Here is a 20,649-nt window from a genome sequence, read left to right as displayed (position 1 = left end):
CAGGCTTCGACGATTCACCTCGCGCTGAAACGTCGAAGCCTGCGAGCGCCCTACCATGGGCGCATGAATACCTCACACCCCACCCCAGTCCACTTCACGCCCGCGCTCACGCGTATCGTCGCGACCGTCAGCGTCGGGTTCGTCGTCACGCAGCTCGACGTGACCATCGTCAATATTGCGCTCGCGCGCATCGCAACCGATCTCCATGCGAACGTCGCGGGCCTGCAATGGATCGTCGACGCCTATACGCTCGCCTTCGCCGTGCTGATGCTCTCGGGCGGCGTGCTGGGCGACCGCTACGGCGCACGCCGCCTCTACGCCATCGGGCTCGTGGTGTTCGCCCTCGCCTCGCTGGCCTGCGGGCTCGCGGCCAATCCGGTCATGCTGATTGCCGCCCGCGCGCTGCAGGGCGCGGGCGCGGCGGCCATGCTGCCCAATTCGCTCGCGCTGCTCAACGAAGCGTGCCGCCACGACCGGGCGCTCAGGGCGCGTGCAGTGGGTTTCTGGACCGCCGCCGGCGCCATCTCGATCGCCGCCGGCCCGGTGGCGGGCGGCCTGCTGATCGCGGCGTTCGGCTGGCGCAGCATTTTCCTCGTGAACCTGCCGCTGTGCGCGGCCGGCCTCTGGGCCACGTTCGCCTGGATTCCCGCGCCGCGCCGTCATACGCACGATGCCAGCGCTGCCGGCGCGCCCGCCGTGCGCAGCCTCGACGTGCGCGGCCAGCTGCTCGCCATCGTGGCGCTCACGGCCTTTACCGGCGCCGTGATCGAATGGCGGCCGCTCGGCTTCACGCACTGGGCCGTGGCGGGCGGCTTTGCGCTCGCGCTCGTGGCGGGTCTAGCGTTCGTCTCGCTCGAAACGCGCGCACACGACCCCATGGTGCCGCTCGCCATGCTGCGCAACCGCACGTTCAGCGCGGCGGTGCTGTTCGGTATCTGCGTGAATCTCACCTATTACGGCACCGTGTTCGTGCTCGCGCTCTATCTGCAGCATGCGCGGGGCGAGACGCCGTTGCAGGCGGGACTCGCGTTCATTCCGCTCACCGCCGGCTTCCTGCTCTCGAACATCGTGAGCGGCCATGTGGTAGCGCATTACGGCACGCGCCGGCCGATGATCATCGGCGCGCTGATTGCGGGTGCCGGCTACGCATTGCTGGTCAGCGTGGATGCCGCGACGCCGCTCGCCTTCATGTTGCTCGCCTTCCTGCTGATTCCTTCCGGCATGGGCCTCGCCGTGCCGGCGATGACCACGGCCGTGCTCTCCTCGGTGGAGCCGGCGCGTGCGGGGACGGCCTCGGCGCTGCTCAATACGGCGCGTCAGGCGGGCGGTGCAGTGGGGGTGGCGGCGTTCGGCGCGCTTGCGGGCGGGGCGGGCGCGGCGCAGGTGGTGGCCGGCCTGCGTGCGGAAACCGCGGTCTCGACGGCGCTCCTGCTCACGGCGGCCGGGTTGGCCTGGTTCGTGAGAACCGAACCGGCGCATGCGGACGTGCGCCGCATCGCGCCGGCGCGCGTGAACGAACCGGAATCTCGCTGATTCGACAGCGAACTGGCGTGCCGAACTACAGCGACGCCTCCTGGATCGCACCGGAGTCGATCGCGCGGGCGATCAAACCATCGTTCTGCGCCTTACGGATGGCGTGAGCGATCAGCTGGTCGGGCTCCTCGAGCTCAGCCTTGAGCGCGCCGATGAGGCCGGTGGCGTCGAGAATCACCAGCGTCTTCGCGGTATCCGCCTCACTGATGAACACGCGCCGCGTGCCGTCTTCCGCAAGGCTCGCGCAGAACTGCCCGGTCTTGCCTGCCACGTTGAAGTCGAAGTTCTGTATCAAGGCCTGCTCCCTCTACACCCGGTTGCCCGGTGGTTGCAATTCGACACTCGCGCTTCGCCACGCGAGGGCGTCAGCCTCGCAGGCCGCCGCCGCGCGGCGCGCGCAGACCATCAATGGAAGCACGTCCCGCGCCCGTCACGGCCAGCAGCAGGAAACCGCCCGCGATCGCCACGTTCTTCCAGAAATGAATGACCGCGTCCTGTTGCGCCGCGGCCTCAGTCATGTTCCAGAAGTCGTGGCCGAGTATCGCCGTCACGATAGCGTACACGGCCAGCAGGAACGCAACCGCGCGCGTGCGCACGCCCAGCACGATCGCAATGCCGCCGAGCAGTTCGACGGCGGTTGCCGCGATCGCGCCATACGAGGCATACGGCACGCCCTTCGAATGCAGGTAGCCGACAAACCCCGCGTATCCCAGCAGCTTCATGGCACCGCCCCAGAGAAACAGAATGGCGAGCGCGATGCGGGCGATGAAGATGATGAAGGAATCGGCGGGACGGGTCATGGAGGGCTCCGGTATGCAGTATCGGAATGACCGCGGAGCGCACGCTCAGTTCCCTCGACATGAGGCGGCAATGGCAGACGAGCCGGCACGCGCAAAGGCCGCACTGCGTGCCGGAGCGAAACGAACTAACTCGGGAGTTGATTCGGAATGCTATGGAATTTGCCCGCCGCGCCTTGCCGCGATCCGTACGCGATGTACTCGGGCAAACGCCGGGCAAACGCGCAAACCGACGCGGCGCTGGCACGCTCAATGCTTGTGATGCATGCCGTGCGGCCGATGCGCGTCGAGCCAGCGAGTCAGGCGCGCTTCGAGCGTGCCTCTGCTGCGGCGCGACACGGCCCACATAGCCGCACATACCAGCAACATGACGCCTGGTCCGAGCAGATAAGCAGCAACGGTTTCCCTCATGGCAGTCTCCTCTGCGCGACGCCACAGTCCGTGAGAATTTTTATTCTAGGCGATAGCGCGGCGCACGGTAAACGTCGTCCACGAATGCAGCAGGGGCGTAAACCCGAGGTTTTCATATATCCGTTGCCGGCCGCTTCTTTACCTCAGACGTAATCGCCTTGTTCTCGCGTTTGGCTAGAATCGGCAGCATGAACACACTCGCTTCCCTCCTCCCCGCCGCGCCGTCCGGCGCCGGGCGCCCCAGCGTCGGCGAGATGCTGCGCGACTGGCGCACGCGCCGGCGCATGAGCCAGTTGCTGCTCGCGACCGAAGCCGAGATTTCGACGCGCCATCTGAGCTTCGTCGAATCGGGCCGCGCGCTGCCGAGCCGCGAGATGGTCATGCATCTGGCCGAGCAGCTCGATGTGCCGCTGCGCGAGCGCAATGCGCTGCTCGTGGCGGCGGGCTATGCGCCGCTCTATCGCGAGCGCGCGCTCGACGACCCGCAACTCGCCGCCGCGCGCGAGGCAGTCGATCTGGTGCTGCGCGGTCACGAACCGTATCCCGCCGTGGCCGTGGACCGCCACTGGAATATCGTCGCGACGAACGGCGCGCTCGCGCCGCTCATCGGCGACGCTTCGCCTGCGCTGCTCGCTGCGCCCATCAACGCGCTGCGTCTATCGCTGCATCCCGAGGGCATGGCGCCGCGCATCGTCAACTGGCACGCGTGGCGAACGCATCTGCTCACGCGCCTGCAACGTCAGATCGACGCGAGCGGCGACCCCGCGCTCGCCGCGCTGCACGAGGAACTCGCGGCGTATCCGCCGCCGCCGGGCGTCGCGAACGTGAGCGCCGAGCCGTTCGCGCATCACATTGCCGTGCCGCTGCGCGTGCGCACCGTGCTTGGGGAACTGGCGTTCTATAGCACGACCACCGTGTTCGGCACGCCGGTCGACATCACGCTATCCGAGCTAGCGATCGAAGCGTTCTTTCCCGCCGATCCGCAGACCGCTCAGGCATTGCGCGACCGGGCGCCGTGACGCGCGGTCGGCGGCTGCGCCGGGTGCCCCCGATAGCACGTCCGGCGCGGGAGGGCGTGGCGGCGGCGGCTCAGGCCGCCGCTTTCGCGGGCTCCGGGTCCGCCGCGGTAACGACCAGCACGCTACACGACACGCGGTCGAGCAGCAGGCGGTCGTCGCGCCCATCCCACCAGCGCTTGAGCGGCCCGCGCCGGTGGTGCGCCACCACGATGAGATCGGGCTGGAGTTCCTCGCAGTAGCTTGCGATCACGTCTATCGGCCGGCCCACCACGAAGTGCCCCGTCGCCACGAGCCCCTTGTCCTCCAGGCACGCCACCCCGTCACGCAGAATCTCGCGCGCCGCTTCTTCCGCGGCTTCGAACGGCACGGCGGACGCGATGTCCGTCCCCCATTGCAGCGGCGCCTGGTCGAGCACGGCCAGCAAATGCGTTTGCGCGTGGCATTCGCGTGCAAGGTCGGCACCCTCACGCAAAGCCCGGCGGCCTTCGCGCGTTGCGTCGTAACACAGCAGAATCCTGTTGAACGAGGCCATGATCCCTCCCCCGATGATTCCCGGTGCCGGGCGGGCGAACGCGCCGTACCCGCAATGCCGCTTTATTTATTTTTAGTTATATCACGTTATGATATAACCAGCACATCGACAGTCGTTGTATACGGTATAGGAGGCGCGATGGTTATCGACAACGACTTTGAAATCGCCGGGCCGCTCGTCGCCCGCGTATCGTCGGCGCGCGGGTCGGTCGGGTCGGTCTGTTACTGCCCCGCGCCCTCAACGAAGCAGGGCCCTGGCTGACCTGAAGCGGCAAAAGAACCGCCCCACCCGGATTGCGCGTCGACCGTCGATCGCAAACGTTTCACAAGTGCGATCTTCGCGCAATATCCAGTCTGCATATATTCCGGAAACCAACGGTGCATCCCACCGTCTGCACTCGTAACATCCTGGTTACACATTGCCCTGTTACAGGTCGCCGGGGTCGAAACATCTGTTACAAACTCAATAGTCATAGGTATTAATCGAAAGAGCCGTATTTTTTACCTGTCAACCCAACTCCTTTCTAAACGTTTATTCCACCGGGCGGCCGATTTTTGTCCTTCGATGATTCGTTGCGCACGCAGCGGCGCGTTGGCGAAAACCCTGATAAACCAAGGTGCTACGGCCAGTTTTGGCACCCCGATCAGTGTCACGACGGCTTGTCGCCACCCGGCTTTCAAATTGCAGCAAAACTTACCGAAAATAATTTACAACAGTACGATTATTTTTGATCCGAGGGATTGATTTCTGAGATAAGCCCTCATACAATTCCCTCCAAGGTTGTTACGAGATGTAACAACCTGTATCAAAGAGTCAGATCGAGCCAACGAGCGAAGATCGACCACAAGATCAGAAAAGATACAACGGCGAAAAAGCCGGGGGGTTAAATTCGGGGCTTCGGAAACTAGAGAAATGGACCGTAGCAGCGAGACGCTGGAATCTATCCGCGAAATTAATTTGTCGTATCTGATGCTCGCACAGCGCATGCTGCGCGAGGACAAACCAGTCGGCATGTTCCGACTGGGACTGTCGTCGGAACTGGCCGATCTGCTTGGCGCTCTGTCGCTCGCGCAGATCGTCAGGTTGGCCTCTTCCGACCAACTTCTCTGTTTTTTCCGCTTCGACGATCATGCAATGTTGTCCGCGCTCACGCAGACTTCGAAGCATGCCGACGTGGCGGCTACCCATGCGGCCATCCTGCTTGCGGGACAGCCGGCTGGTCAATTCGCCTGAGGGTGACGTCCATGACTACGCGGCGCAGCCTCACCGAAGACGCTCAGGAAGTATTCCGCGCGATCGCACTGATCGAGCTGGGCGCGCGCATGCAGGTGCTCGAAAGCGAACTCACGCTCTCGCGCGACCGCATGATCCGCCTGTATCGCGAGATCCGTGGCGTATCGCCGCCCAAAGGTATGCTGCCGTTCTCGGCGGACTGGTACATGACGTGGCTGGCCAACATCCACGCCTCGCTGTTCTATAACACGTACCTGTTCCTCAAGAACGAAGCGCGTTGCTCGCATCTCGACGCGCTCACCAAGGGGTTCCGGCTGTATCTGGAACACTGCCGCCACAGCGGGGCCGAGCCGGCGCTCGACCTCACGCGTGCGTGGACCCTGGTGCGGTTTTTCGATGCCGATATTCTGCAGTTGACGCCTTGCTGCCGTTGCGGCGGTAAATTCGTCGCGCATCGCCACGACCTTCAGCACAACGTCGTGTGCGGCGCATGCCAGCCTCCTTCGCGAGCCGGCAAGACGAAAAAGGCGGCTGCAGCGCGACGGGGCGCCGAGCAGACCGAGAGCGACCTTCCGGCAGTGGTAACGTCGGATGGCATTGCCGAGGCTGCGTAAGCGTAGGAGAGCAGATCCGGACTAACCGGACGCGAGACCAAGACGCGAACCCGTCCGGTGCCTGAGCGCACCGGACGGCGAAGCGCTTTCCGATTGCCGCTTTTGCTTGCCGCCTCTGCTTGCCGCCTCTATGGCGCGCGCCTGTTACACCTTTCCCTTCTTTAGTTTCCGCTGAACGTCTGCCAGACGAGCCACAGGTTCGCCGCCGAGATCACGACGAACAGGAACCACGCCAGCAACCGCGTGGGGAGCCGGTTCACGAACTCGCCCATCAGCGCACGATCGTTCGTCATGCGAATGAGCGGCCAGAGCGCGAACGGCAGTTGCAGACTCAGCACCACCTGGCTTGCGACCAGCAGCTTGCCCACCGCGCCGTTGCCGAGCAGCGCGACGCCCGCTAAGGCGGGGATCAACGCGAGCACGCGCGTAATGAGCCGCCGCTGGTAGCACGGAATTTTCATTCGCAGGAAGCCTTCCATGATGACCTGGCCCGCCACGGTGCCCGTGAACGTCGAGCTTTGCCCGGAGGCAAGCAGCGTGATCGCGAACAGCACCGCCGCCGCGCCCGTACCGACGATCGGTGCGAGCAGCTTGTAGGCCTGTTCGATATCGGTGACCTGGGTGTGCCCGTTGGCGTGAAAGGCTGCCGCGGCCAGAATCAGGATGGCCGCGTTGATGAGTAGCGCGATCAGCAGCGAGACGATCGTGTCGAGGCGCGACAGGCCGATGGCCTGAGCGAGGCTCGCACGGTCGCGCTTGACGGCGCGCGTCTGCACGATCGACGAATGCAGGTAGAGGTTGTGCGGCATGATGGTCGCGCCGAGAATGCCGATCGCCAGATACAGCGGCTCCGCCGAGGAAATCGCGTGCCACGACGGCACCGCGCCCGCGAATACCGACGGCCAGTGCGGCTTCACGAGCGCGAGCTGGATCACGTAGCCCAAGCCTATCGTGGCGATGAGCCCGGCCATGATCGCCTCGAGCGAGCGGAAGTTCTTGCCCTTCAAGCCCAGCACGATGAGCGTGTCGAACGCCGTGAGCACCACGCCCACCATCAGCGAGCAGCCCAGCAGCAGGTGGAACGCGAGCGCGCCGCCCAGCACCTCGGCGAGATCGCAGGCGATGATCGAAAGCTCGGCGAGCACCCACTGGCCGAGCGCCACGGGCCTTGAATAGCGCTCGCGCGAAAGCTCCGCGAGATCGCGTTGCGTGACGATGCCAAGACGCATGGAAAGGCATTGCAGCGCGATCGCCGCGAGGCTCGAGAGGACGACCACGAACAACAGGCTGTAACCGAAGCGCGAGCCCGCCTCGATGTCGGTGGCCCAGTTGCCCGGGTCCATGTAGCCGATCGACACCAGCAGGCCAGGACCGGCGAATTGCCAGAACTTCTTCCAGAACGGCGCGCGCGGCGAAACCTCGATACTGCCCTGCACTTCGGAAGGGCAAAACGGCGCCGTTGCCGTGGTCGGTAGTCGGAACTCCAACGGTTCGATCCTCAAGGGTTGACGCGTCGCGGCACGTGCCGCGATCGAGCCCTCAAGTGTACAGCGTCGGCTGCGGCACTTCTCTCAAGAGCGTATAGCGACCCACGTCGCGCAGACGGTAGTCGAGCGGATCGTGCAGCGTATGCACGCGCGCATTGCGCCAGAAACGGTCGAGCGCGAGCGCCGCGCCCGTGGCGCGTGCGCCGCACGCCTCGAAAAGCTGCTCGCCGCCCTGGAGCGCGGCGCGGTGCGCGACGATCTTCGCCTCCGAAATCGCCAGCGAGACGCCGGCGCGCGTGGCCGCGCTCAACGCCTCGCCTTCGTCCCACGCGGCGTCGAGCAGCGCGCCCGCACGATCGGCCAGCACCGCCGCCGCGAGCGACTGCACGCGCATTTCGCCGAAGCGCTGCTGCAGGAACGGGTCGTCGGACACGTGCTGCACGCCCGAATTGACCCACGGGCGGCCGTTCGCGAGCACGTAGGCGCGCGCCTCTTCGAGCGCGCCTTCGGCGAGCCCCACGAAGAGATTCGTCAGCACGCCTTGCGAGACCAGTGTGCGCAGCGTGGCGCGCGGTGTGTCGGGGCGCTGCAATACTTCGGCGGCGCGGACCTCCACGTTCTCGAAAGACACGGTGCCGCTATCGGTCTGACGCTGGCCGATCGGGTCCCAGTCGTCGTGCACCGTGATCCCGGCGCGCGTGGTGGGCACGACCGCGAACACCGGACTGCCCGTGGCGGGATCGTGCGCGCTCACGGTCATCATCTGCGAACCGTAGGTGCCCGAGCAGAATCCTTTCCTGCCATGCAGACGCCAGCCGCCTTCCCTGTCCGGTTGCGCGACGAGCCGTGTGTCGATGGGATTCACGGCATTGCCCCACCACCAGCGATGCTCGACGGTGCCTTGCAGCCAGTTCGTGCGCTGCGCGGCGCTGCCCCACAATGCGACGCTCGCTATTTGCAAACACTGGAACCCGAGCAGATGCGCAAGCGCGCTGTCGACGCGCGCGAGCGCGCGGATCGCCGCGTAGATGTCGCTCCAGCGCACGCCGTCCTGGCCGAACTGCCCGCCGAATTCGCGCGGCACAGCGAGCGTGAGCAGCCCGGCGTCGGCAATGCGCTGCTTTTCGGCGGCTGCGTGACCGCCTGCGAGATCGCGTTGCGCGGCGTTCGCGCGCAGCGCTTCGAGCAGCGCGGCGAAACGCGCGTCCTGTTCCTGCCCGCGTGGGCGCTGTGCCTCGTTCATACCCATAGTTCCCGAATGTGATGCCCGAAAAACGAAGCGCGCAGCAAGGGCGCTGCGCGCGTCATGTCGAACGGCTTGCGCCGCTCAGTTTCGCCGCAAAAGACGCCGCACCAGCGCGTCGCCCGTGAACTGCACCGCCGCGACGATCGCGATCAGCAGCACGATCACGGTGACCATGACCGTCGTGTCGAAGCGCTGATAGCCGTAGCGTATCGCGAGATCGCCGAGACCACCCGCGCCGACGGCGCCCGCCATCGCCGAGGAGCCGATCATGGCCACCACGGTGATCGTGAAGCCGCCGAGCATGCCGGGCAGCGCCTCGGGCAGCAGCACATGCCATACGATGTGGCGGCGCTGTGCGCCCATGGCCTGGGCCGCCTCGATCAAACCGCGATCGACTTCGCGCAAGCTCACTTCGGCCACGCGCGCGAAGAACGGAATGGCGGCGATGGAAAGCGGCACCACGGCGGCCCACACGCCGATGGTCGTACCCACAAGGAAGCGCGTAAGCGGCAGCAGCGCGACTAGCAGGATGATGAAAGGCGTGGAGCGGAACGCATTGACGAGCGCGCCCAGCGTGGTGTTGAGCGCGGGTCGCTCCAGAATGCCGCCGCGCGCGGTCGTGACGAGCAGCAGCGCGATCGGAATACCGATCAGGAGTGCGAATATCGCCGAAACGCCGACCATCAGCAACGTGTCGCGTATGCCTTCGAGGAGCTCGGTGATCCACACGTCAGACATAGCCCAGCACCTCCACGCGGCTCGCATGACCACGCGCCCGCTCAGCGAGCGACGCGGCCTCGGCGGCGTTGTGCACCGGCGCGGAAACGACTAGCCGCCCTTGCGCACGCCCCTGGATACGCTCGATACCGCCATGCACGAAGCGCACGCCCTGCGCGCCGAACGCCTGCGCGAGCGTGGCGAGGTCGGGCTCTTGCGCCTCGTCGCCGGTGAAGCGCACGTCGAACAGCGCGTGCGCGCCCACTTGCGGCGCAGCGTGGATACGCGCCGCCAGGTCGTCGGGCAACTCGTGGCCGGGCGTGTGCAGGAGCGCGCGCGTCGCTTCGTGCCGCGGATCGCCGAACACGCGCCACACGGGCCCCTGTTCCACCACCTCGCCGCGCTCGATCACCGCGACCGTGTCGCAAACGTCGCGGATCACCTCCATCTCGTGCGTAATGAGCACGATGGTGACGCCGAGCCGCCGGTTGATATCGCGCAGCAGCGCAAGAATGGCGCGCGTGGTTTCCGGGTCGAGCGCCGAAGTCGCCTCGTCGCAGAGCAGGATGTCGGGCTCGTGCACGAGCGCGCGTGCAATACCCACGCGCTGCTTCTGGCCGCCGGAAAGGCGCGCGGGCCACGCGTCGCGTCGTTCGCTCAAGCCGACGAGATCGAGCAGCACGTTCACGCGCGCCTCGATGTCGGCCTTCGGCACACCCGCAATTTTCAGCGGCAGTGCGATGTTGTCGTGCACGGTCTTGGCGGAAAGCAGATTGAAGTGCTGGAACACCATGCCGATGCGCCGCCGTAGCGCCACCAGGGCGCGCTCGTCGAGTGCGCCCACGTCGACGCCGTTCACTCGCACGCCGCCGCTCGTGGGCTTTTCGAGACCGTTCACGAGCCGCAGCAGCGTGGACTTGCCCGCGCCGCTGCGCCCGATGATGCCGAACACTTCGCCGCGCGCCACCTGCAAGTCGACGCCCGCGAGCGCCGCCGGCGCGCCTGGCGCGTAGGTCTTGCCCACGTTTTCGAACACCACCGCAGGCAGCGATGCATCGGCATTGCCCTGCGCCTCACCCGCCGCGGGCCCCGCCTCGATAAAGCGCGCCGCTCCGAACCATTTCATCATCGCTGCTCTCCTCGTGCGTAGATTGCGCGCGCTTTACCAGGCGACCGCGTAGAGGTTGCCGAAGGCTTTGTCGAGCTCCTTGCGCACGGCCGGCGAATGCTGGTAGATGTCGATGAACTTGCGAATGCGCGGATCGTTCACGCTCTCGGGCCGCACGACGAACTGGATCGCAAACGCCTTGTTCTCCACGCCGTCGAAGAGCAGCGCACTGTTCGGATCGGTAGTGCCCGCGAGCTTGATGAAGCTCGGGTAGCCCTGTGCGAGATCGACGTCGTCGAGCGAGCGCGCGAGTTGCGACGCTTCGAGTTGCACGATCTTGAGGTGTTTGGGATTCGAGACGATGTCGAGCGTCGTGGCGCGATAGTCCACGCCCGGCTTGAGCTTGATGAGGCCCGCGCGCTGCAGCAGCAGGAGGCCGCGGCCGCCGTTCACGGGATCGTTCGCGATCGCGACCGTCGCGCCATCCTTCAGGTCTTCGAAGCGTTTCACCTTCTTCGAATACAGGCCGATCTTCATGATCGTGCCCGGCGCGATGGCGACGAACTTGTAGCCGCCCTGCTGTTCGGCGTTTTCCAGAAACGGCTTGTGCTGGAAGTAGTTGGCGTCGATATCCTTGTTCGCCAGCGCGGCGTTGGGCGTGTTCCAGTCGGTGAATTCGATGATCTTCACGTCCACGCCCTGCGCCTTCGCCTCGCGCGCCGCTTCCTGGAGCGCGGGCGTTTGTGGCGTGGTGGCAATGCCGATTTTGAGCGTAGCGGTGTCGGCGTGCGCGTCGAGCGCCGCCGCCGCAAGCGACACGGCGATTGCCGTCAGCAGGCCGAAGCGCTGGAAAAAGGAAGGGCGCCCCACGGCGCGCACGGCACGGATCATCGCGTTCCTCGATGGAAGTTGGACTTCGTTCAGTGAGGAGCGACGCGATGAGGGCCCATCGCGTTGGCTCCAGATGGGTCCAGACGATGATAGGGGGGCGGCGGGGCCGGGTCTACGAAGCGATTGCGCAAAGGAAATCGCCGCCTGCGATATGCACAGGCGGCGAGCGTTGCGGCTAATTATGCGGGGGGTAAGGCGCGGCTTAACGCGCCGCGAGCGGCGCCGGCGGAGGCGGCGTACCGTCGCCGGGCTTCGCGTCGCCCCAGCCGCCGCCGAGCGCGCGGATCAGGTTGACCGTCGCCACGGCCTGCGAACCCTGCAGATGGCTGGCCTGCAACTGCGACACGAGCACCGTCCGTTCGCTGTCGATCACGTTCAGATAGCTGACCTCGCCTTCCTCGTACTGCGTGCGCGAAAGCTGCGCCGACTGCCGCGAAGCGCTCACCGCGTCGTTCTGCTCGCGGATCTGGTCGTCGAGCAGGCGCAGGTCGGAGAGATTGTCCTCGACCTCGCGGAAGGCCACGAGCACCTGCTGGCGGTATTGCGCAACATCTTCTTCATACTTGCCGCGCGACTGGGCGAGATTCGCCTTGCGCCGGCCGCCGTCGAACAGCGGCAGCGTGAGCGCCGTACCCGCGAGCGGCCCGAGCAGGAACGCGCGGCTCGACCACATGAACAGGTCGCCGAGCGTGGCCGACTCGAAGCCCGCTGCACCCGTGATGTTGAGCTGCGGGAAGAACGCCGACTTCGCGAGCCCCACGCGTGCGTTCGCGGCCGCCATGGCGCGCTCGGCGGCGGCCACGTCGGGGCGGCGCTCCAGCAGCGTGGAGGGCAAACCCGGCGGCACCTGCACGACGACCGGTGCGAGCGGCGTTTCGGGGAACGTGAAGTCCGCGGGCGCCTTGCCGAGCAGGATCGCGAGGCTGTGCTCCGAAGCCGCGCGCTGACGCGCGACGCCCACCGCGTCGGCGCGTGCGCTCGCGAGTTCGTTGCGCGCCTGAGCCACGTCCAGCGCGCTGATGTCGCCTTCCTTGAAGCGGCGATCGACGAGCTTGAGCGCGTCTTCGCGCAGCGCCACCGTGCGACGGTACAGATCGACGTCGGAGTCGAACTGGCGCAGCTGGAAGTAGTTCTGCGCGACATCGGCCTGCAAGGCGAGCTGCACCGAGAGGAACAGGGCTTCGCTTTGCTGGGCGTCCGCCTGCGCCGCGTGAACGTTCGAACTCACACGGCCGAACAAGTCGACTTCATAGCTTGCCGTAGCCTGTGCGCGCCACAGCGTTTGAGCGGGCACATTGTAATTTTGCGGGTAATACAGCGAAGCCGGCGAGGCGCGCTGATACGTCGGGCCGAAGCCCGCATCGATCGACGGGAACCACGAGGCGCGCGCAGCCTGTGTCACGGCGCGCGCCTGCTGCACGCGCGCGGCCGCCGCCTTGAGGTCCTGGTTCGCTTCCAGCGCCTGCTGCTCGAGCTTGTCGAGTGTCGGGTCGCCGAACACCGTCCACCATTCGCCGCGATGGGTGCCGTCGGCGGGCTGCGCCGGCGTCCACGTGCCCACATCGTGCGGATTCGTGCTCTGCGTTTGCTGCGGCGCTTCCTTGTAGGCCGCGGGCACGGCAGCGTCGGGCACCTTGTAGGTCGGCTCGACCGAGCATGCCGCGAGCCAGGCAAAGAGCGCGACGCTCGCCGCGATTCGTGTGATACGCGCGAGATGCCCGCCTCCCGGCGCGGCATTCGCGCGATAGCGCAAGATGGATTCGTTAGTCATGTTGTTCATTTTCCCTTGTCGCCTTACGCGTCGACCATCGATTGCGGCTTGCGCGCATTGTCCTTCTGCGCGACGTGAATCTTGCCGCCCGCGAGTGTGCGCAGCACCACGTAGAACACCGGCGTCAGCAACAGGCCGAATGCGGTCACGCCGAGCATGCCGAAGAACACGGCCACGCCCATCGCGTGACGCATTTCCGAACCCGCGCCGCTGGAGAGCACGAGCGGCACCACGCCCATGATGAACGCGATGGACGTCATCAGGATCGGGCGCAGACGCAAGCGGCTCGCCTCGATGGCAGCGGTAAGCGGCGTGTGTCCGTCATGCTCCAGCTCGCGCGCAAACTCGACGATCAGAATCGCGTTCTTCGAAGCGAGTCCCACCAGCACCATCAGGCCGATCTGCGTGAAGATGTTGTTGTCGCCCTGCGTGAGCCACACGCCCGTGAGTGCACACAGCACGCTCATCGGCACGATCAGGATCACCGCGAGCGGCAGTGTCAGGCTCTCATAGAGCGCCGCCAGCACGAGGAACACGAGCAGCACGCTGATCGGGAACACCCAGATGCCCGCATTGCCCGCCAGCACCTGCTGGTAGGTGAGGTCGGTCCATTCGAACTTCACGCCGCGCGGCAGCACTTCAGCCGCAATGCGTTCCGCCGCCGCCTGTGCCTGGCCCGACGAATAACCGGGCGCCGGGCCGCCGTTGATGTCGGCAGCGGTGTAGCCGTTGTAGCGCACCACCATCTCGGGGCCGTACGTGGGCGTCACCGTGACGAGCGACGAGAGCGGCACCATCTCGCCCGCGGCGTTGCGCGTCTTCAGTTGCAGAATATCGTCGGCGCGCTGGCGGAACGGCGCATCGGCCTGCACGCGCACCTGATACACGCGTCCGAAGCGGTTGAAGTCGTTCACGTAGAGCGAACCCAGATAGATCTGCATCGTGTCGAACACGTCGGTGACCGGAACGCCGAGCTGCTTCGCCTTCGTGCGGTCGAGATCGACGTTCAGCTGCGGTACGTTGATCTGATAGTTCGTGAACGTCGGGCCCAGCTCCGGCGTTTGCGCCGCGCGCTTGACGAAGTCCTGGGTCGCGCGGTTGAGCGCCTCATAGCCGAGCGCACCATGGTCCTCCAGCTGCAACTTGAAGCCGCCCAGCGTACCGAGGCCGAGCACCGGCGGCGGCGGGAACACGGCGATGAACGAATCCTTGATGCTGGCGTACTGCTGGTTCAGCGCACCCGCAATCGCACCGGCCGACAGCGCCTTGCCCTTGCGGTCCTTGAACGGCTTGAGCGTGACGAACACAATGCCCGCGCTCGAACTATTCGTGAAGCCGTTCACCGACAGGCCGGGGAACGCCACGGCGCTTTCCACGCCGGGCTGTTTGAGCGCAATGGCGCTCATGTCGCGAATCACGTTCTCGGTGCGGTCGAGCGCGGCGCCGTTGGGCAGTTGCGCGAACGCGATCAGATACTCCTTGTCCTGCGCGGGCACGAAGCCGCCCGGCACGATACGCGCCATCAGCACCGTGGCGGCGATCAGCACCACATAGACCGCGAGCATCGCGCCCTTGTGGCGCAGCACGCCGTTCACGCCGCGCCCATAGCTTTCCGAGCCGCGATGAAACACCCGGTTGAAGCGGCGGAAAAAGCCGCCCAGCACGAGGTTCATGCTACGCGTGAGCCAGTCTTCCTTCTCGCCGTGACCACGCAGCAGCAGCGCCGAAAGTGCGGGCGAAAGCGTGAGCGAGTTGAACGCCGAGATCACCGTGGAAATCGCGATGGTCATCGCGAACTGCTTGTAGAACTGGCCCGTGAGACCACTCATGAACGCGAGCGGCACGAACACGGCCACGAGCGTGAGCGCAATGGCGATGATCGGCCCGCTCACTTCCTGCATGGCCTTGTAGGTCGCATCGCGCGCGGATAACCCACTGGCGATATTGCGCTCCACGTTTTCGACGACCACGATCGCGTCGTCAACCACGATGCCGATGGCGAGCACCATCCCGAACAGCGATAGCGCGTTGATCGAGAACCCAAACGCAAGCAGCAAGGAGAACGTCCCGACGATCGAGACCGGCACTGCGATCAACGGAATGATCGAGGCACGCCACGTTTGCAGGAACACGATCACCACGATCACCACGAGCGCGATCGCTTCGAGCAGCGTATGTACGACGGCTTCGATACTGGAGCGCACGAACTGCGTGGGGTCGTAGACAATCTTGTAATCCACGCCCGCGGGCATGTCCTGCTTGAGCTCCTTCATCGCCGCGCGCACCTGGTCCGAAATCGCGAGCGAGTTCGCCCCCGGCGCCTGGTTGATGGCGAGCGCTACGGCCGGCTTGTTGTCGAGCAGCGAACGCAGGCCATATTCGGAGGCCGCCAGTTCGATACGCGCGATATCGCGCAGGTACGTCACGCCGCCATCGGGATTCGTCTTGACGATGATGTTGCCGAACTCGCTTTCCGTGCGCAGACGGCCCTGGGCATTCACGTTGAGCTGGAACGGCGTGCCAGGCACGCTAGGCGAGGCGCCGATCACGCCGGCCGCCACCTGCACGTTCTGCTCGCGAATCGCGTTGACCACGTCGTTCGCGGTGAGATTGCGCTGTGCCACCTTCTGCGGATCGAGCCAGATGCGCATGGCGTAGTCGCCCGAGCCCCACAGCTGCACCTCGCCCACGCCCTGGATGTTCGAGAGTCGGTCCTTCACGTTGAGCAGCGCGTAGTTGCGCAGGTACGTCATGTCGTACCGGTTGTCCGGCGAGATCAGGTGCACCACCATCGTGAGCGTGGGGGAGCTCTTGATGGTCGTGATGCCGAGGCGCTGCACGTCTTCCGGCAGGCGCGGCAGCGCCTGGTTCACGCGGTTCTGCACGAGCTGCGTGGCCTTGTCCGGGTCGGTGCCGAGGCGAAACGTGACCGTGAGCGTGAGATTGCCGTCGCTATTGGCTTGCGACTGCATGTACAGCATGTTCTCGACGCCGTTGATCTGCTCTTCGAGCGGCGCGGCGACGGCCTCGGCGATCACCTTCGGGTTCGCACCCGGATACTGCGCGTGGACCACCACCGAAGGCGGCACGACCTCGGGATACTCGGAGATCGGCAACTGGAACAGCGCGATCACGCCGGCCAGCAGGATCAGCACGGACAGCACGCCCGCGAAGATCGGCCGGTCGATGAAGAATTTCGATATGTTCATGGGTTGCTCTTGTTCATGACGCTCAATTTGACGCGAAGCTTCCTGCTTAGTCATCCTGACGGAAGCACAGGCGCAGGCCGCGATTGCCTACGCCCGCCGCTCGTCAGGACGTTTTCGCTGCCTTGGCGCCGGGGTTCGCTGCCGTGCTGGACGAATCGGCGTCGGGGTCGCCATTCATCGGCACCATGTGCGAGCGCACGGCTTCACCGGGGCGCACGCGCTGCGTGCCGTTCACCACCACGTGGTCGCCCGCCTTCAGGCCGCCCAGAATCACGCGCAGGTTGCCCTGCTGGCCGCCCGTTTGCACCGTGCGGTAGGCGATCTTGCCGCTGTTATCGACGACGTAAACAAACTTCTTGTCCTGGTCGGTGCCGATGGCGGCGTCGTCCACGAGCAGCGCCGGGTGCGGGGCGCTGCCGCTCACCTTGATGCGTGCGTAAAGCCCCGGCACCAGCGCGCCGTCGGCGTTGTCGAAGCGCGCGCGCACGCGGATGGTGCCCGACGTGGTGTCGAGACGGTTGTCCACCGACTCGATCGTGCCCGTGCGCGAATAGCCCGATTCGTTCGCCAGACCCAGTTCCACAGGCACCTTCGAGCCGTTCTTCATGTGGCTGATGTAGTCGAGATAGGTCTGCTCGTCGGCGTCGAATTCGGCGTAGATGGGCGAAACGGAAACGAGCGTCGTGAGCGGCGCGGCGCTTGCCCCTGCCGATACGACGTTGCCCACCGTGATCTCGGCGCGCGACACACGTCCGGCAACCGGCGCGACGATGCGCGTGTAACCCAGGTTGATCTGCGCGGCTTCGAGGGCGGCCTGCGCGGCCTTGAGATTCGCGTTCGCTTCGCGCGAGGCGTTCTGCTTCTCGTCGTAATCGCGCTTGGCGATGGCGTTATCGCCAATCAGACGCTGAGCGCGCTCCCAGTCGCTTTGCGCGTAGCCCGTGCGCGCCTGCGCGGCGGCAAGCTGCGCAGCGGCCTGATCGACGGCCGCCTGGTACGGGCGCGGGTCGATCACGAACAGGGTCTCGCCCTGCTTCACGAGCGCGCCGTCACGGAAGTTCACGGAGACGATCGTGCCGGAAACCTGCGGACGTATCTCCACTTTCTCGACGGCGGCCATGCGGCCCGAGTAGGTCTGCCAGTCGGTGATCGTGCGATTGAGCACGGGTGCGACGTCGACCTCGGGTGCGGGCGGCGCTTCAGCGGCAACGGCAGGGTGCGAGTCGAGGCGGATGGCACCGAGGGTGCCGAGGCCCGCGACCACCAGCACGCCAATGACCGCTAGCGCGATACGGGTTCGGGATTGCGAAAAAAGTGACATGTCGGACTCCAGAAATAATGGTTGATTGTTCTTCACTGGTTCGGCAGCACCGCCGCAAGGGTGCTTCGTCTATGACGCCCCCGCGTCGAAGCAACATTGGAAAAACCGTACGGCTTCGCTGAGCGCGGCCGGATGCGCCGCGAGATTCGCGTGCGAGACGCTCGGGTAGCGCACCACCTGGGTGCGCACGCCCGCGTCGATCAGGCGGCTCGCGTACTTCTCCGCTTCGATGTGCAGCACGTCGTTCTGTGCGGTCACGATGAGCGTGGGCGGCAAGCCGCCAAGACGCAGCGATTCGAGCGGCGCCGCGTACGGATGCATGCGCTGCGTCGCATCGGGCAGATACGCGCGATAACACGCCGCGCATTCGCTTGCCGTGATATCGGAGCCCAGGCGCGCCTCGTCGCCAAGACGCGTGAGGCTCGGATCGAGCATCGGCGCAAACAATGCCTGCGCCGCGAGTTTCACGTCGCCGCGATCGCGGCCCATGAAGGCGAGCACGTTGGCGATCTGGCCGCCCGCGTCGTGGCCCGCCGCGATCACGCGCTTCGGGTTGCCGCCGAACGCGCGGGCCCGCGTAAGCGCCCACAGCGCCGCGCGATGCGCATCTTCGGGGGCGGCGGGAAACGGGTGCCTGGGCGCGAGCGAATACCCGACGCTCACCACGAGCGCTGGTAAGCGTTCTGCGAGAAACCGCCCCACCGCATCCGCTTCCTCGATGGACCCGCGCACAAAGCCGCCGCCGTGGAAATACAGCAACACCGGCAGACCATTCGCGGCTTCGGGACGGTACAGCCGCAGCGGAATCTGCTGGGCGTAGCCTTCGATTGCCACGTCGGTCGTGAGCACCGCGCGCACCTTGCCAGGCTTGGCGGACGCGGTAGCAGGCAAGGCCGCGGGCACTTCGGCCAGCGGCGCTTCCTCCGCGGAGGTCCAAGACGTTGGGCGTTTAAAGACATCCATGTCAAATCGGCGCAATGCGCGAGAGTAGATTCGAATGAGGCGAATTGTGGGTTCGGCAGACTTGCAAATAAATGCCTATAATCCGGCAACACAATTCGGCGCACCTGAACAATCTGTCTCCTCTTTCTGCGCGGGCGTTAGTTTCGAACGCCGCGCGCCGTGCGACCGAAGCTTTTTGGAGAGTGGCAATGGACCGCCTTCAGGCCATGCAGGTGTTCACCCGCGTCGTCGATACCAACAGCTTCACGCGTGCTGCCGAAACGCTCGACATGCCGCGCGCGTCGGTCACGACGATCATTCAGAATCTCGAAGCGTTTCTCGGCGTGCGCCTCATGCACCGCACCACGCGCCGTCTGTCGCTCACGCCCGATGGCGCCGCGTACTACGAGCGCTGCGTGCGCATTCTCGCGGACGTCGAGGAAACGGAAACCACATTCCAGGATCGCAACCGCAAACCGCACGGCAAGCTGCGCATCGACATGCCCGGCTCGATCGGGCGGCTCATCGTGATTCCGTCGCTGTGCGAATTCCACGGGCGCTATCCGGACATCGACCTGCAACTCGGGCTATCCGATCGCCCCGTGGACTTGCTGCAGGAAGGCGTGGACTGCGTGGTGCGCGTGGGCGCGCTGCAGGATTCGTCGCTGGTCGCGCGGCGCATCGGCATTTTCGAAGGCGTGTCGTGCGCGGCGCCGTCGTATCTGGAGCGCCACGGCATGCCGCAGACGCTCGAAGAACTGGCCGAGCATCGCGCCGTGAATTACTTCTCGTCGCGTACGGGGCGCGTGATGGACTGGGCGTTTCTCGTCGACGGCAAGGAAGTGGAGGTCAAGCTCAAGAGCATGGTCTCGGTAAACGACGCGGACGCTTATGTGACCTGCGGCATCGAAGGCTTCGGCCTGATCCAGGGGCCGCGCTACATGGTGCTGCCGCACCTGAAGTCGGGTGCGCTCGTCGAGGTCCTGCCCGATTACAAGCCGCTGCCCATGCCGATTTCGGCCGTCTATCCGCACAGCCGCCATCTGTCACCCAAAGTGCGCGTGTTCGTGGACTGGATCGCCGAGGTGTTCGACCGCTGCCCGCTGCTGAGCGGCCGCGCCTCGCTCGACAAGGCCTGCACGATGCGCACGCTCGAAGAGCGCGAAAACGCGCCAGCGCTCGAAACGCCTGTCATTTCGGAATGGGCCGCATAAGCTCAGCGGCGTAACGCCGTCGCGCTGCGCCAACCCTCGAAGCCGCGCCCGCAGAGGCTTTCGCGGGCGCGGCGCAGCGATTGTTCCGGATTTTCGACAATTGCTTTCGCGTTCCGGCCGTTTATCGCAAACGGCTGCGCAACTACATTTGCTCCTGTCGCCGCGACCCACGTGGCACCGGTACAAAAGGAGCAGATCATGAAACGCACTCTCGCAACTGCCATTGGCGCCACGCTCGTCCTCTCGCTCGCCGCAAGCGCCTCGGTCTTCGCCCAGGACAACAGCGCGCCGAAAACCCGCGCTGAAGTGAAGGCGGAAATTGCCGCCGCGTATCGCGACGGCACGCTGCCCTCGCTTAACAAGACGAGCTATCCCGAGCAAAGCCTGATCGGCCGCACGCAAGCGCAACGCATCGCGCTGCAGGAAAGCCGCGCGAACCGCGCCCAGCGCGTCGCGCAGGCGGGCGAATAAGCCCGCAAGACGCACCGGCATTTCGATTGCAAGACAAAAAACGTAGGAGTCCAATATGAATCCGACCGTACCTTCCGAACTCGAGCAGTGGGACAACACCACGCCCGTGTGGACGCCGTTTCGGCACTGAAAT

19 protein-coding genes are annotated in these 20,649 nt (G+C 65.5%); 6 read left to right on the top strand and 13 right to left on the bottom strand.

All coding sequences use genetic code 11. From position 1 onward, the window contains the following. The first annotated feature begins 63 nt into the window (after window positions 1-63). Window positions 64-1,533, top strand: a complete 1,470-nt coding sequence (locus tag BFD71_RS02640) for an MFS transporter (RefSeq protein WP_069261696.1) — start codon at window positions 64-66, stop codon at window positions 1,531-1,533. A 25-nt stretch (window positions 1,534-1,558) separates the two neighbouring features. Here BFD71_RS02640 and BFD71_RS02635 read toward each other — a convergent pair whose 3' ends face one another. From BFD71_RS02635 to BFD71_RS41260, 3 genes are all read right to left on the bottom strand, one after another. Continuing rightward, the gene (locus BFD71_RS02635; RefSeq protein ID WP_069261695.1) at window positions 1,559-1,828 is read right to left on the bottom strand and encodes a hypothetical protein; all 270 of its coding nucleotides are present in this window, start codon (window positions 1,826-1,828) and stop codon (window positions 1,559-1,561) included. 70 nt (window positions 1,829-1,898) lie between these two features. Next, window positions 1,899-2,333, bottom strand: a complete 435-nt coding sequence (locus tag BFD71_RS02630) for a DoxX family protein (RefSeq protein ID WP_069261694.1) — start codon at window positions 2,331-2,333, stop codon at window positions 1,899-1,901. Between the two features lie 246 nt (window positions 2,334-2,579). After that, window positions 2,580-2,741, bottom strand: coding sequence for a hypothetical protein (locus BFD71_RS41260; protein ID WP_165979491.1), 162 nt, complete (start codon window positions 2,739-2,741; stop codon window positions 2,580-2,582). Between the two features lie 188 nt (window positions 2,742-2,929). Between BFD71_RS41260 and BFD71_RS02625 the strand changes: the two genes are divergently transcribed. Then, on the top strand, window positions 2,930-3,760 hold the full coding sequence (locus BFD71_RS02625; RefSeq protein WP_069261693.1) for a helix-turn-helix domain-containing protein: 831 nt from the start codon (window positions 2,930-2,932) through the stop codon (window positions 3,758-3,760). 70 nt (window positions 3,761-3,830) lie between these two features. Here the strand turns inward: BFD71_RS02625 and BFD71_RS02620 are convergent, their stop codons facing one another. Continuing rightward, window positions 3,831-4,292: a universal stress protein gene (locus BFD71_RS02620; RefSeq protein ID WP_069261692.1), complete on the bottom strand. Its 462-nt coding sequence runs from the start codon at window positions 4,290-4,292 to the stop codon at window positions 3,831-3,833. Window positions 4,293-5,204: 912 nt separating this feature from the next. On the opposite strand from BFD71_RS02620, the gene flhD reads away from it, so the two are divergent. Further along, the gene (flhD, locus tag BFD71_RS02615) at window positions 5,205-5,525 is read left to right on the top strand and encodes a flagellar transcriptional regulator FlhD (protein WP_028202636.1); all 321 of its coding nucleotides are present in this window, start codon (window positions 5,205-5,207) and stop codon (window positions 5,523-5,525) included. Between the two features lie 11 nt (window positions 5,526-5,536). Continuing rightward, complete coding sequence (gene flhC, locus BFD71_RS02610; RefSeq protein WP_069261691.1) at window positions 5,537-6,139, top strand: flagellar transcriptional regulator FlhC; 603 nt, start codon at window positions 5,537-5,539, stop codon at window positions 6,137-6,139. Between the two features lie 161 nt (window positions 6,140-6,300). Here the strand turns inward: flhC and BFD71_RS02605 are convergent, their stop codons facing one another. The 9 genes from BFD71_RS02605 to BFD71_RS02565 all read right to left on the bottom strand — a co-directional run bounded on the left by BFD71_RS02605 (window position 6,301) and on the right by BFD71_RS02565 (window position 18,852). Beyond that, entirely contained in the window at window positions 6,301-7,626 is a 1,326-nt protein-coding gene (locus tag BFD71_RS02605; protein ID WP_069261690.1) for an Nramp family divalent metal transporter, read from the bottom strand. Between the two features lie 52 nt (window positions 7,627-7,678). Then, the gene (locus BFD71_RS02600) at window positions 7,679-8,875 is read right to left on the bottom strand and encodes an acyl-CoA dehydrogenase family protein (RefSeq protein ID WP_370684237.1); all 1,197 of its coding nucleotides are present in this window, start codon (window positions 8,873-8,875) and stop codon (window positions 7,679-7,681) included. 78 nt (window positions 8,876-8,953) lie between these two features. After that, window positions 8,954-9,610 (bottom strand): methionine ABC transporter permease, encoded by a 657-nt coding sequence (locus BFD71_RS02595; protein ID WP_069261688.1) that lies wholly within the window; start codon window positions 9,608-9,610, stop codon window positions 8,954-8,956. Then, window positions 9,603-10,718, bottom strand: coding sequence for a methionine ABC transporter ATP-binding protein (locus tag BFD71_RS02590; protein ID WP_069261687.1), 1,116 nt, complete (start codon window positions 10,716-10,718; stop codon window positions 9,603-9,605). Before BFD71_RS02590 ends, BFD71_RS02595 begins: the two co-directional genes overlap by 8 nt. A 33-nt stretch (window positions 10,719-10,751) precedes the next feature. Further along, complete coding sequence (locus tag BFD71_RS02585) at window positions 10,752-11,588, bottom strand: MetQ/NlpA family ABC transporter substrate-binding protein (protein ID WP_069261686.1); 837 nt, start codon at window positions 11,586-11,588, stop codon at window positions 10,752-10,754. A gap of 202 nt (window positions 11,589-11,790) precedes the next feature. Beyond that, on the bottom strand, window positions 11,791-13,359 hold the full coding sequence (locus BFD71_RS02580; protein WP_083245024.1) for an efflux transporter outer membrane subunit: 1,569 nt from the start codon (window positions 13,357-13,359) through the stop codon (window positions 11,791-11,793). 23 nt (window positions 13,360-13,382) lie between these two features. Beyond that, window positions 13,383-16,568: an efflux RND transporter permease subunit gene (locus tag BFD71_RS02575; protein ID WP_069261685.1), complete on the bottom strand. Its 3,186-nt coding sequence runs from the start codon at window positions 16,566-16,568 to the stop codon at window positions 13,383-13,385. A 103-nt stretch (window positions 16,569-16,671) separates the two neighbouring features. Beyond that, window positions 16,672-17,889 carry an efflux RND transporter periplasmic adaptor subunit gene (locus BFD71_RS02570; protein ID WP_069261684.1) on the bottom strand — a complete coding sequence of 406 codons (1,218 nt, stop codon included), beginning with the start codon at window positions 17,887-17,889 and terminating at the stop codon, window positions 16,672-16,674. A gap of 69 nt (window positions 17,890-17,958) precedes the next feature. Next, window positions 17,959-18,852, bottom strand: a complete 894-nt coding sequence (locus tag BFD71_RS02565) for an alpha/beta hydrolase (protein WP_083245001.1) — start codon at window positions 18,850-18,852, stop codon at window positions 17,959-17,961. 188 nt (window positions 18,853-19,040) lie between these two features. Here BFD71_RS02565 and BFD71_RS02560 point away from each other — a divergent pair, with 188 nt between their 5' ends. After that, window positions 19,041-20,045 carry a LysR family transcriptional regulator gene (locus BFD71_RS02560; protein ID WP_069261683.1) on the top strand — a complete coding sequence of 335 codons (1,005 nt, stop codon included), beginning with the start codon at window positions 19,041-19,043 and terminating at the stop codon, window positions 20,043-20,045. A 198-nt stretch (window positions 20,046-20,243) separates the two neighbouring features. Then, window positions 20,244-20,516 (top strand): DUF4148 domain-containing protein, encoded by a 273-nt coding sequence (locus tag BFD71_RS02555; protein ID WP_083245000.1) that lies wholly within the window; start codon window positions 20,244-20,246, stop codon window positions 20,514-20,516. Window positions 20,517-20,649 lie beyond the last annotated feature (133 nt).

It is taken from the genome of Paraburkholderia nodosa (assembly GCF_001718195.1).
In the GTDB taxonomy this organism is placed as follows: domain Bacteria; phylum Pseudomonadota; class Gammaproteobacteria; order Burkholderiales; family Burkholderiaceae; genus Paraburkholderia; species Paraburkholderia nodosa_A.
Note: the sequence above shows the minus strand (reverse complement) of the source record. Positions and strands in the feature narration are given on the sequence as shown.

What these genes read in the sequence shown, in the direction of transcription:
- BFD71_RS02640 (WP_069261696.1), top strand. Translation starts at nt 64, where the DNA reads ATGAATACCTCACACCCCACCCCAGTCCACTTCACGCCCGCGCTCACG.
- BFD71_RS02630 (WP_069261694.1), bottom strand. Translation starts at nt 2,333, where the DNA reads ATGACCCGTCCCGCCGATTCCTTCATCATCTTCATCGCCCGCATCGCG.
- BFD71_RS41260 (WP_165979491.1), bottom strand. Translation starts at nt 2,741, where the DNA reads ATGAGGGAAACCGTTGCTGCTTATCTGCTCGGACCAGGCGTCATGTTG.
- BFD71_RS02625 (WP_069261693.1), top strand. Translation starts at nt 2,930, where the DNA reads ATGAACACACTCGCTTCCCTCCTCCCCGCCGCGCCGTCCGGCGCCGGG.
- BFD71_RS02620 (WP_069261692.1), bottom strand. Translation starts at nt 4,292, where the DNA reads ATGGCCTCGTTCAACAGGATTCTGCTGTGTTACGACGCAACGCGCGAA.
- flhD (WP_028202636.1), top strand. Translation starts at nt 5,205, where the DNA reads ATGGACCGTAGCAGCGAGACGCTGGAATCTATCCGCGAAATTAATTTG.
- flhC (WP_069261691.1), top strand. Translation starts at nt 5,537, where the DNA reads ATGACTACGCGGCGCAGCCTCACCGAAGACGCTCAGGAAGTATTCCGC.
- BFD71_RS02600 (WP_370684237.1), bottom strand. Translation starts at nt 8,875, where the DNA reads ATGGGTATGAACGAGGCACAGCGCCCACGCGGGCAGGAACAGGACGCG.
- BFD71_RS02595 (WP_069261688.1), bottom strand. Translation starts at nt 9,610, where the DNA reads ATGTCTGACGTGTGGATCACCGAGCTCCTCGAAGGCATACGCGACACG.
- BFD71_RS02590 (WP_069261687.1), bottom strand. Translation starts at nt 10,718, where the DNA reads ATGATGAAATGGTTCGGAGCGGCGCGCTTTATCGAGGCGGGGCCCGCG.
- BFD71_RS02585 (WP_069261686.1), bottom strand. Translation starts at nt 11,588, where the DNA reads ATGATCCGTGCCGTGCGCGCCGTGGGGCGCCCTTCCTTTTTCCAGCGC.
- BFD71_RS02580 (WP_083245024.1), bottom strand. Translation starts at nt 13,359, where the DNA reads ATGACTAACGAATCCATCTTGCGCTATCGCGCGAATGCCGCGCCGGGA.
- BFD71_RS02575 (WP_069261685.1), bottom strand. Translation starts at nt 16,568, where the DNA reads ATGAACATATCGAAATTCTTCATCGACCGGCCGATCTTCGCGGGCGTG.
- BFD71_RS02570 (WP_069261684.1), bottom strand. Translation starts at nt 17,889, where the DNA reads ATGTCACTTTTTTCGCAATCCCGAACCCGTATCGCGCTAGCGGTCATT.
- BFD71_RS02565 (WP_083245001.1), bottom strand. Translation starts at nt 18,852, where the DNA reads ATGGATGTCTTTAAACGCCCAACGTCTTGGACCTCCGCGGAGGAAGCG.
- BFD71_RS02560 (WP_069261683.1), top strand. Translation starts at nt 19,041, where the DNA reads ATGGACCGCCTTCAGGCCATGCAGGTGTTCACCCGCGTCGTCGATACC.
- BFD71_RS02555 (WP_083245000.1), top strand. Translation starts at nt 20,244, where the DNA reads ATGAAACGCACTCTCGCAACTGCCATTGGCGCCACGCTCGTCCTCTCG.